Source organism: Phocaeicola sp. RTP21198st1_B8_RTP21198_201120 (assembly GCF_040929485.1).
In the GTDB taxonomy this organism is placed as follows: Bacteria; Bacteroidota; Bacteroidia; order Bacteroidales; family Bacteroidaceae; genus Phocaeicola; species Phocaeicola dorei.
The window spans coordinates 75842-87472 of the sequence record NZ_JBCOCI010000011.1; the positions used below are offsets into that span (position 1 = coordinate 75842).

Sequence of the window (11631 nt, forward strand, 5' to 3'; positions counted from 1 at the left end):
TTTTAATTAGTTATTGTTGAGTTTCCAATTCTAGCATACATTTCTTTAGAGAATCTTTCCAATAAGGGATAGTGATACCAAAAGTTTCCTTCACTTTTGTTTTATCCAGCACCGAAAAATGAGGACGTTCCACCTTACTGGGGAACTCATCGCTGTGACAAGGCTGTATGTCACAATTATTTCCGCTCAATTCACAAATTTCCTTCGCAAAATCATACCAAGAACATACCCCTTCATTGCTGAAATGATAGACACCTTGACGATCCAGCAAGTTCTCTTCGATTATGTTATAGATCAAAGCAGCCAAATCTCCGGCATAAGTAGGAGTGCCTACTTGATCAAAAACCACTTTCAGTGAATCTTTTGTTGAAGTCAATTGCCGCATGGTTTTCACGAAGTTCTTACCGAAAGGCGAGTAAAGCCAAGCTGTGCGGAAAATAAGATATTTACATCCTGCTTTTACCAAAGACTGTTCGCCCGCCAGTTTGGTTTTTCCATAGACACCCAACGGATCAGTTTCCCAAGACTCACGGCAAGGAATGTTTTTATCCCCTCGGAACACATAGTCTGTAGATACATGAATAAGCGTGGCACCTGTTTCTGCGGCAGCAACAGCCAAATTCTCCACAGCTTTGTTATTCAGCAAATCGGCCATAGCAAAATCATCTTCCGCCCTGTCTACATTCGTATAAGCAGCACAATTTACAATCACATCTATCTGCTCCTTTTTCAACATATTACAGACAGCTGTCGCATCTGTGATATCCAGTTCATTTACATCTGTAAAGAGATAACGATTCCGGCTGTCTAACGACACTCTGCGCATCTCATTGCCAAGTTGACCATTGGCACCTGTAACAAGTATATTCATCATTCGTATAGATTAATAGTGTAGTCAAACGGAGAGTCATAGTCTTTCAACAAAGGATGTTTCAAATCCTTCTCACTTAAAATGGCCTCGGCAACGGGTATTTTCCAATCAATACCCAGACTTTCATCGCGCAGCTGAATGCCACCATCAGCTTGCGGTGCATAGAAGTTATCGCACTTATATTGAAAAACCGCTGTTTCACTCAATACGGCAAAGCCATGGGCAAATCCACGGGGGATAAAGAATTGGAGATGGTTTTCCTCCGTCAATTCCACCGCAACATGCTGCCCGTATGTAGGACTTCCCTTGCGGATGTCTACCGCCACATCAAGTACGGCACCTTTTACACAACGCACCAGCTTGCTCTGCGTATAAGGCATTTGCTGAAAATGCAACCCACGCATCACGCCATACGATGACATACTCTCATTATCCTGTACAAAATTGACAGGCATCACCTTTTCATTAAACTCCCGTTGAGAAAAAGATTCAAAGAAATAGCCTCTTTCATCTTTAAAGATGCGCGGTTCAATGACCACCACACCTTCTATTCCTGTTTTTATAACCTCCATATCTTAATCTAGATTTTCTTTGCCTGTACGTTCCACTTCATCAATCACTTTGAGCAGATACTGACCGTATTGGTTTTTCAGCATCGGTTTGGCAAGGTCACGCATCTTATCTGCCGTTATCCAGCCCTTGCGATAAGCAATTCCTTCCAGACAAGCCACTTTCAAACCCTGACGTTTTTCAATGACTTCTATATAAGTCGAAGCTTCTGCCAATGAATCATGCGTCCCCGTATCCAGCCAGGCAAAACCGCGTCCCAACGTCTGTACTTTCAGTTCACGATCTTCTAGAAAACGCTGGTTCACTGTCGTTATTTCCAGTTCGCCACGTGCGGAAGGTTTGATGTTCTTGGCCACTTCCACTACTTTGTTGGGATAAAAATAGAGGCCCACCACTGCATAATTTGATTTGGGCTGTTCCGGTTTTTCTTCGATGCTCAGGCAGTTACCTTCCGCATCAAATTCTGCCACACCATAACGTTCCGGATCGTTCACCCAGTAACCGAATACAGTGGCTTTTTGTTCTTCTTCCGCCATACGCACGGCTTCACGAAGAAGAGAACTGAAACCGTTACCATGGAAGATATTGTCGCCTAATACCAAACATGCAGAATCATTACCAATGAATTTCTCTCCGATAATAAAGGCTTGTGCAAGACCATCGGGAGAAGGTTGTTCGGCATACTCGAACTTCACACCATAGTCTGATCCATCGCCCAAAAGACGCTTAAAGCCGGGCAGATCATAGGGAGTGGATATAATCAGAATCTCACGGATGCCTGCCAGCATCAAGACTGAAATGGGGTAGTAAATCATCGGTTTGTCAAAGATGGGGAGAAGCTGCTTGCTTACTCCCTTGGTGATGGGGTACAGACGGGTACCGCTACCACCGGCGAGAACAATTCCTTTCATACGAATAAGTTATAGTGTTTGTTATTTTAAATGTACTTTAAATATCACTCCGCCTGACAAATGCTTACATTCTGTCATTTCTACCACAGCATTAATATAATCTTTCCAAAAACTATATTTTAACCCACAGTTTATGGTACGACTGTCGTATTCAGCCATTACATTAAGATTGTTTAATGCCTTCACAAAGAAATTTGTACCCGATAGATAAAAATGAAAATTTACTCCAACAGCCGGACCGTTTAAATGATAGTCTTTCCGTTTATTGTATAAATAAGCAACATGAATGCCTAGCTCTCCCCTATTTTTGAAATAAAAATGCTTAGTACCAGCTATATAATATCGGTTCCAATGTCCATTACCCATCTCTCCTACTCCACCAATGCCATAATCATCTTTATCAGAATTTCCTAATATATCATTGGTACTTGGATCATTCGCGCCCAATACAATCTGAGGAGTCCATTCTTTCCACCACCCTTCCTTCCATATACGCAACCGCCCTGAAAACTGTCGGTCCTGGTTACAATATTTCCCCCAAACGGAAGGTGGAAAATAAGTACTACCGTGTTCTGCCTTATGCAAGGTACAAGTATATCCGATTTCGAGCCAAGGAAAAATGGTGATATTAATGTAGTAATTAAACGTATGATAATTCCAATGGGCAGGAGTAGCAGCCACATCCAAATAAGAAGCTCCGAACAGGAATGTCTTATCCCGTTGCATATCGGCAGTAGGCATGTGCAGAAGTCCGGTGGTTCCATACACATACTGAGAAAAACCTTCCTGCCATATCATACACAGCAGAAAAACAAATAAAATTTTCTTCATTAAAACAAAAGGCAGGAAAAACAACAATCAACCTTGTTCCTTTTCAAATTTATCACGATAAAAATTATAGTTTAAAGAACGGTATCCGGAGAACAGTCTTTTTAAATAATATTGATTGGCAAAATGTACACTTGTCAAACAATGCAACAATCTATAAGGCAAATTGCTTTTGCCTTCATCCAACAACACCATTAGGATGAATGCCGTTTCCTCTTGTGCGGAAAGTTGTCTATACTCTTTTTTTGCCAAAACCTAATTATTCATGATGATATCATGAACAAAGGTAGCAATTTATTGTTTCTGAGAAAGTAACCAATAAAAATATTTTTCGTGTTTATCTATCAAACTTTCCCATGAGTATTCGTTCCTGATTACTTCAATATTACGGGCTGTATATTGAATCTTGCTTCCCTCCGCAATCGTGTCAATACGGTTAAGATATTCAGTGACTTTGTCTGCCGAAGGATAATAGAAAGCATTCTCCTTCAGTACGGCACGGTTGAAAATATTGTCATGAGCAAAGATGAAACAGCCTGCCGCCATCGCCTCAAGCAGGGAAGGATTTGTTCCTCCCACACTGTGACCGTGGAAATAGGCCTTTGAGAAATGACGGACTGAATCCAGCTTTTTGAAATCATAGATGCCGCCGACAAATTCCACGTTTCTCTCGTTCCCGTATTTCTCTACAAGTTCTTTACCATGAGGCGTGTTTGTCTTGCCGACCACAATCAGCGGTCTGCGTCCGTTCTCTTTGGAGTGCAGATAACCTTCTATCGCCATCACGATGTTGTTTTCCGGTTCAAGGCGTGCTATCAGGATGTAATATTCTTCCGATTTCAATCCGAACTCCTCCAAGTATTCCGCCTTAAAATCATCGTGTATGTCTGCGCCATAAGCTAGGAACTTGCTTTCCTTGCCATATTTTTCTTTATAGTAATCATGGATACCCATGTTGTCGGCTATCAGGTAATGACTGTATTTCACCGCCATCTTCTCTTCCCAGTCTAGAAAGCGTCTCACCATCGGGCTGAACTTCGACCGCTTGTTCTCCAATCCGTCCATGTTCGTGGTGAATATTGGACGTTTCCGTTTTTTCACGTTGAACCAAATGTAAGCAGGAATGATGCTCGTATATCCTGCCTCATAGATGATGTCGAAATCTTCTTTCTTCAAAGCATCACGTAACGATGCAAAGTCATAGAAGAAACTGCCGACTGAACTGCCCATCCATGTTTCCGGACTGTAGATATGCTTAATCCGCACACCTTTGTACGTGCTTTCCTGATATGGATGAAACTTGGGTGAATAGACTACCACTTCATGACCTCTTTGTGCCATCCCTACGGAAATGTATTCAGCAAACTGTTCGAATCCCCCGTAGTTATTAGGTATACCACGGGTGCTGACAAATGCTATCTTCATAAATATTGGAATATAATTTTAGAGAGTATTCCCAAATGGTTATATTGGAATACTTGTTGAACTATAATATATTATTGGAGCAATATCGGATTGAAAAAAATGTATTACTTAACAAGCTGATTATAGAAGCCTATCAGTTGCGGATAGTATTTTTCCCTGTCAAAATGCTTTCTGGCAAAACTCAGTGCATTCTGTTGATAGTTTGAATATTGTTCTGCTGGTAATGAATCAGCCGCTTTCACAACTCTTGTCAAATCAACGGAATTGGCCGGAGTGAACAAGTATCCGGTTACTCCTTCTTCTATAATCTCAGGTATGCCGCCGATGTTTGTGCCGATAACAGGCACGCCTGCCGCGTATCCTTCTATGATAGTCATCGGGTTATTCTCATACCACTCAGACGGGACTATGATGAAATAAGCGTTCTCAACCAAATCTGTCAGTTCTTTACCTGACTTATATCCTAAAAATTCCACATTGGTAACGTTGTTGGATTTGGTGTAATCTTTCAATTCATCTTCCAGCGGACCGGTACCTGCTATTTTCAGATTGCTATTTGGCATATCCTTAAAAGCTGAAATCAATGTTTTTACGCCTTTTTCGTAGGACAATCTTCCGAAAAATAGGAAATATCTATCTGTCTTTTGGGCAGGTGCATCCAGTATTTTATCAGCCAGATTATACAGGACAATGTTCCTTTTCTCCTTCAATTCAGGCATGTATTTTTCATGCATCTGTTTGGCAAACTGACTTACATAGATAAGACCGTCAATGTATTCGGCGGGATTGAAGAAGCGATTCCTGTAACATTGTTCTATCGCCATCATCACGCTTAGTAGATAACTGTCTTTCGTGCATTTGTTGATCACACAATGATAAAAGTTTCTTCCCCTGCACTGCTCGCATATCTCACCTTTCCCGTTCCTGAACGTATAGGCGGGACATACGATGCGATAATCGTGAATGGAAAATATGATTGGTACATTATGCCGCTTCAAGACAGGCAAAATGGAACCGGTAATCTGTCCCCAGATCAAATGCATATGTGCCAGGTCAGGACGTTCCTTCTCTATCAGCTGTTCCAACTTCCGGGCTGCTTCCCTGTTATTGAAATAATTGATGATGTTTTTTACAGGCTTCAACAGTTCACTTCGGGTTTCCTTTGATTCAGGAAAATACGATTCATATTCAGAAGGATAATTCTCAGGCCATCTCAATGCAAAATTGACAACCTCTTCGCCATGCATCCTCAGCAACTCCATCGTACTGAAATACACGACCTCAGAACCACCCTTACGATAGTTAAAGACGTTAATTTGCAGAATTTTCATTAAATAAAAAGATATTAGACGGTTATTGTCACTCAACCTTTTCGGTTTGAGTCTGTAAAATTCTAATGTATATGCCTGTCAAGAACCAACCAGACAGGTTTATAATCTATCTGTTTTAACAAATCCTGTTTCATCTTCCTGTCCTTTTTCGAATCTCGGTCCAACAGATAGATTTCACTTTTATCTTTACTTCCTTGTGAGGATGAAACATAGAGACATAGAACATCAGATAGGTTGAATCTTGAGAAACATTTCCCTTTGCAAACTGCAACAGGCTCACTAAAACCAGCAAAAGTCGAAAGATTCTTTTATTCTAGTCAAAGCTCATAAAGTGTGTATATAAAAAGATGCTATTGACGTAACTACTCAGGTGAGGTAACCTATTGACGAAGAAGCTGTTTCAGTATTCCCAAAGATCGAATGCGCTCCTTTCTTAAAATATCATTAACCCTTTCATAATCAATCATGCGTTCGCTTATTGAACAGTCAGCATAATCCGTAACAATTCTGTCTTGCAACCTCGTCAGTTGCAAGATGCTCTGATTTCTGTTTCCGGTCTTATTGTTTGGCAATATCTCAATAAACTGCCTATTGAAATTCAACGCGAAGGCAGTTCCGTGGAAAGAGTCTGTTATGAAATAAGTAGAATTCTTTATGTATGACAGGAAATCAGGTAGATCAGGCAGATATATAAACTTGCCGCCCCTGCGGATTTGGTGGAAAGTGGGGGACACTCTATATAAAGGCAGTCCAACATGTTCTGCGAATCTAACTGCATATTTACTTAACGCAGGGTTATTATGAAGCTGATACACTAAAACATATTTGCCGCCCATATCTTTTTTTATCATTCTGCTCCATTCATCACCTGTAAGAAGGAGTGTTGGGTCAAGAACTTGTCCTGCACATTCAATGTCCATCTGCCTGAGCAACCCGACAGCCGTATTTTCTCTTACAGCTATGCCTGAATATGAAGACAACAGTTTTTTGTATTCAGAAAGTATCTTTGCCGTAAAATCAGTTCTGCCTAAACTTGCCGCATACGCTATTTTCCTTTTGTCTTTTACGAATGAGAGAAAATAAGCTTCATCATAGTGTCCGTTGAGAGTAGGTCCCCATACTTGATCACTGCCGGTCATGAATATATCGGCATCAAGACGTTTCAGATCGTCATGTGTCCTGCATAGCTGCGTCAGTTTCAGATACTTCCTGCGCATTTCTCTGAAGTTCAGTTCAGCCTTCTTTTCTTCAGGATAACGTAAAACTATATATGCCAATTTCTTCAACGAATTACCGGACCATCTCTGCTTGTTGTTAAGGTTTGTTTTTACGGCACTAAGTCCGTGTTCGTCATCGCGTATGTAATCTATGATTTCGCATTTATGCCCTAATCGTTCCAATGTCGTTATTGTGGCTATTGACTGCAATAAAGAACCGTAATTAGACGGAGCATGTCGGGTAATTACTTTTATATCCATAAACGTTATTTTAATATGTTATTTCGCCTGTCAGAAATTTTGCATAAAATGCGGTAGAAGAGAATCGGCATTCTTGGCAGTGTCTCAACCACAGAGCGCAAGAACTTTCTCTGGCTTTGCTCAGCCTTACCTGCCTTGAGGACAGTCTCCGTACAATTTTCGCCACGGAAGAACGGCACAAGCTGCTGTTTGCGCCAAATGTCTTTCAAGTCGAGCGCAAGTGCTACTTCTTTATATGCTTTCTGTTCTGACCTTAACGATAAGATATTATTCAACAGATTAAGTCCTTTGTCTGTGTGTACGATGACTAAGGTTTCACCCAAATCGTTTTCAGATCTTATTTTCCAAGGGTCCATTAAGGTTATGTCCGCTCCGACATTTGTCCCGAACGAGTCACCACAAACATTGCAGCCAGGAATAGTCCACAATCTTCTACCGAACGGAATCTGAGCTGCCCTATTCCAAGACAGTTCAGATTCGTTCACTCGAACAATTCCCGGCCATCCGTTCCCACGATAACGGATCGAGAAATTTAGATTTTCAGAGATTTCCATACCCATAATTTTAGCGAGAAATCTGGTCGAATCCAAAGTCTTCTGCTGCTTGCAAAAAATACAAATTCTGATAATCTCATTCGCCTTCCCTTTCAGTATGGTATTCATGGCCCTAAGCTGGCAGCTGGTACCGATAACAATCAGACGCTCGCACCGCTGTATTTTCTTTACCTCACGACACGCAAGTACAGAGTGGTAAACCGAGTTCGGAATGTCATCATATCGAGGTATATTCTCTTTCGTGTAAAACTCGCCTTCGGCATACGGATAACGTCCGGTCTTCCTCAACGTGTACACGCCGTCAGCCAAGTTGTTTTTCAGGCTCTCAATAATCAATGTCTTGCACACCCCGCCCGACGAGCTTTCACACCTTATCTTGTTGTCCTTATTATACCCTAAAAAATACTTTTTAATCGAAAAGTTATTGAAATATCCATCATAACCTTCTTTCTTATTAGCAGGGCAACTTTTTACGCATCGCAGACACCTGATGCACTTCTCGTCATCAATGACAACCTTGTGTATGCCGTTTTTCAACAACTTGAATGATATTGCCTGTTTAGGACATACTGCCTCACAAATGCCACATTGCTGACATAGGGAATAGTTGTAGTTTATTCTATTGTCAATGTACTGGAGCATAATCTGATTCTATAAATTCTTTGTATTTTTCTAAATATGTTTTAGCCGTAATCCGCACATTATAAAGTTCCGTAACTCTTTTATAAGCACTTTCAATCATAGAAATATTATTATGCCCTTTCAAAAAGGTTTCAATCTTATCAGCGCAGTCATTTACATCCATATTTTTGAATGAATAGCCATATTTACCATAATCTATGATTTCTAACGGCCCTTGATTTTCCGATACAAGTACGGGGATTTTCGCCGCCATAGCTTCGGCTACGGTTAGTCCAAAACCCTCATAAATAGATGGTTGTACATACAAGTCGTATTCACACAGATGAGTATAGATATACGACTGATTTTTTGCTTCCAAGAAACTGACATATGTGGACAGTCCCAACTCATTAACAAGATTCTCCAAATACTCACGAGATTCACCTTCACCTATAAAGTCAAGGTGCAACTGAGTATGTCCACGATCTATTAATTGATGAAAAGCCTTTATTAATATATGTTGTCCTTTCTTTTCATGCATGAGTCTACTCACTTGTACGATTCTGAAAATATCAACTTGACGAGCAGTAGAGTATCTGATTTTACTCACATCAACACCATTAAGAACGACTTCTGAATTCAGACCGGTCCATTTAAAAATATCTTCTTTAACAATATTGGAAATTGCATAAACCCTTTTACATCTATATAAGTTTACAAAATTTCCTCCGTTACATACATCATGATGTGTAACACATAGCTTGCGCTCCAATGAAGATAAAAAAATGAATCTCGCAATAGATGAGTAGTGCAAGTGAATAACATCTGCATTGATTCTTTTAAGAAGTAAGTTTAGCTTAATATAATGCAGAGGATTTTTAGAACCTTTTCGCCTTTCCAGGCAGTAGAATTTGATTTTTTCATTCAAACTTGTGCGAAGCTCATCGTTAACATTATTATTGATAACAATCAGATGTATATTATACCCGAATCTAGCTTGCTCATTCGCAATATTACGCAGCATAGTTTCTATACCTCCAAGACCGAAGGCATAGGTGATATGGATGATTGTCATAAGTGAAATGATTTGAATCTTTTTTTCAAATTGAATAATATCTTTAGAAATTGATAGCCAATAAAGAAATTTGCTGTTGATAAAAACAGTAAATTTCTTTTATTCAATAGTTCTTTCGGAATGTTTGTATTTGGGTATAAATTAATATATTCTTTATATGTATATTCTCCAGATTTCAGTATAGACAATTTTATACCTGCTTTAAATCGGCTGAGATCAAGGTCTAAAGGAAGTATTTTCTCGATTTCTTGGATAAAAATTATACGATTTATTATATAATTTCTATTTATTTCCCGTGTTAAAGATGATGCATCATAACAGTAATGATATAGAGCTTCATTGATGTAATTAATTGATATGTTATTTGAAAGTATTTGAGTTAAAATATAAACATCCTCACAATAATTACATTGCTTTAGAAAAATGACATTATTGTAAAGTGATGTTTTAATCAATTTATTCCACAATGTTCCAATGAATATTCCATTATATATTTGTTTAAGAAAATCAAATGCATCGCAGGCATCCTTCATACCTTTCTGGTATACAAACTTATTTTTCTTATATTCTAATATATAATCGCAAACAACCATATCCGCATTAAATTTTAATGCTATATCCATCATTCTTTCTATTTCACATTTATCAATGTAATCATCTGCATCAACATGAATTGAATATAATCCTTTCGAATGTTTAACTCCTATTTGACGGGCTATACTAACTCCTTCATTTTTTTTATGTATTACTTGTATATAATTATATTTTGTTGCATAATTATCACAAATGCTTCCTGATAAGTCTGAGCTACCGTCATCAATAATTATAACTTCAATGCTTGAATATGTCTGATGTATGATACTATCTAGGCAGCGTGTAATAGTACCTTCTGCATTGTAAACAGGAATAATAATGGATACAGTTGGATTTTTCATAGCTGCAGATTATTTTTTTAAATAGATAACCATAGAAAAACAAAGGACACATAACAAATTTGTTTGTGCCATTAAGGAAGTGTATGTATAAAATGTAGGAATAACCAACACCCTTGCGCATAAGCATAATATTATTATTTGAGGAAATGTTATTAATCCGTTTTTTATTTTAGTTAATTTGATAGTAATTGTAGAAAACACTAAAAGAAATATTAATGTGCCTATTTTATTGAAGTCTTCAAAAATGGATCCTATATACGTATAAAATATATTTCCAGGTATCCCCAATTTGCTAACTGTTGCCCAATTGTCTTCAACCCCAGAGCCTTTCGTAAGTCCAAGTAAATCTTTTAAAAAAATAAATGTTGAATCGCCCCCAGTGCTTTTTTCTACATACCACATTAGAGAATTGAAATTAAGAACTCCTTCACCGGCATAAAGTCCTAGCCATATCCAAATATTTTCTATATTGCTACCTTCTGCTTCTATACTTGTAAATCTAGAAATAGAAATGAGCAATACCATACAAATTCCTAACCCAATAACAACACTTCCATATAAAATAATTTTTTTAGTTATACAAGCATTTATATAGGGTCTCATCAAAAAAAAGCAAATAACTAAATATAAAATATTTTGCACTAATTTAGAACGCCCTCCTAATCCTAATTCATGAATCCAAAAACTTAAAATTACCATTATAAGTCCATATACGATTTTTTTTGATATTATTTTTTTTTGCAAAAAATAAAATAGTAATGGAGGGTAAATCAGCTCAAAAGAAGTCGAAATTCTATTTAATTTTCGTCCTATAAAAGAAAGATACTCGACTCTACTATCATACATTTTTGCAGCATAATCGGAATTAGCTATCACAGAAGGTAGATGCAACAAATTCTCCCCAAAAGGTTCAAAAGAAATGATTATTAAAAAAAGAGTAAAATAGTGTAAAAACACACCTTGCTTGTTAGTTATAGATAGTTCTTTCCTAGGAGTGATGTCATATTTTACTATAGGCATTAAGGTTATACG

Annotated in this window: 12 protein-coding genes; all 12 read right to left on the reverse strand. The window is 38.2% G+C overall.

Annotated elements, in window-relative coordinates:
* Positions 1–10: 10 nt before the first annotated feature.
* Positions 11–871 (reverse strand): dTDP-4-dehydrorhamnose reductase, encoded by an 861-nt coding sequence (rfbD, locus tag AB5935_RS07425; protein ID WP_007842531.1) that lies wholly within the window; start codon positions 869–871, stop codon positions 11–13.
* Positions 871–1443: a dTDP-4-dehydrorhamnose 3,5-epimerase gene (rfbC, locus tag AB5935_RS07430; RefSeq protein WP_005840522.1), complete on the reverse strand. Its 573-nt coding sequence runs from the start codon at positions 1441–1443 to the stop codon at positions 871–873. Before rfbC ends, rfbD begins: the two co-directional genes overlap by 1 nt.
* Before the next feature lie 3 nt (positions 1444–1446).
* Positions 1447–2352 (reverse strand): glucose-1-phosphate thymidylyltransferase RfbA, encoded by a 906-nt coding sequence (rfbA, locus tag AB5935_RS07435; RefSeq protein ID WP_007837511.1) that lies wholly within the window; start codon positions 2350–2352, stop codon positions 1447–1449.
* 21 nt (positions 2353–2373) lie between these two features.
* On the reverse strand, positions 2374–3183 hold the full coding sequence (locus AB5935_RS07440; RefSeq protein ID WP_007837510.1) for a YjbH domain-containing protein: 810 nt from the start codon (positions 3181–3183) through the stop codon (positions 2374–2376).
* 27 nt (positions 3184–3210) lie between these two features.
* Positions 3211–3432: a hypothetical protein gene (locus AB5935_RS07445; protein ID WP_117870288.1), complete on the reverse strand. Its 222-nt coding sequence runs from the start codon at positions 3430–3432 to the stop codon at positions 3211–3213.
* Between the two features lie 42 nt (positions 3433–3474).
* On the reverse strand, positions 3475–4605 hold the full coding sequence (locus AB5935_RS07450; protein ID WP_011965590.1) for a DUF1972 domain-containing protein: 1131 nt from the start codon (positions 4603–4605) through the stop codon (positions 3475–3477).
* A gap of 104 nt (positions 4606–4709) precedes the next feature.
* Positions 4710–5936 carry a glycosyltransferase gene (locus tag AB5935_RS07455; protein WP_038606091.1) on the reverse strand — a complete coding sequence of 409 codons (1227 nt, stop codon included), beginning with the start codon at positions 5934–5936 and terminating at the stop codon, positions 4710–4712.
* 380 nt (positions 5937–6316) lie between these two features.
* Positions 6317–7414, reverse strand: a complete 1098-nt coding sequence (locus AB5935_RS07460) for a polysaccharide pyruvyl transferase family protein (RefSeq protein ID WP_011965588.1) — start codon at positions 7412–7414, stop codon at positions 6317–6319.
* 5 nt (positions 7415–7419) lie between these two features.
* Positions 7420–8610 carry a Coenzyme F420 hydrogenase/dehydrogenase, beta subunit C-terminal domain gene (locus tag AB5935_RS07465; protein WP_054350268.1) on the reverse strand — a complete coding sequence of 397 codons (1191 nt, stop codon included), beginning with the start codon at positions 8608–8610 and terminating at the stop codon, positions 7420–7422.
* A complete protein-coding gene (locus AB5935_RS07470) occupies positions 8594–9664 on the reverse strand; it encodes a glycosyltransferase (protein ID WP_011965586.1) in 1071 nt (356 codons plus the stop codon). Before AB5935_RS07470 ends, AB5935_RS07465 begins: the two co-directional genes overlap by 17 nt.
* Positions 9661–10599 (reverse strand): glycosyltransferase family 2 protein, encoded by a 939-nt coding sequence (locus AB5935_RS07475; RefSeq protein WP_011965585.1) that lies wholly within the window; start codon positions 10597–10599, stop codon positions 9661–9663. Before AB5935_RS07475 ends, AB5935_RS07470 begins: the two co-directional genes overlap by 4 nt.
* Before the next feature lie 9 nt (positions 10600–10608).
* Positions 10609–11631: O-antigen polymerase (locus AB5935_RS07480; RefSeq protein WP_368327381.1), on the reverse strand; the 1023-nt coding region annotated here is incomplete at its 5' end.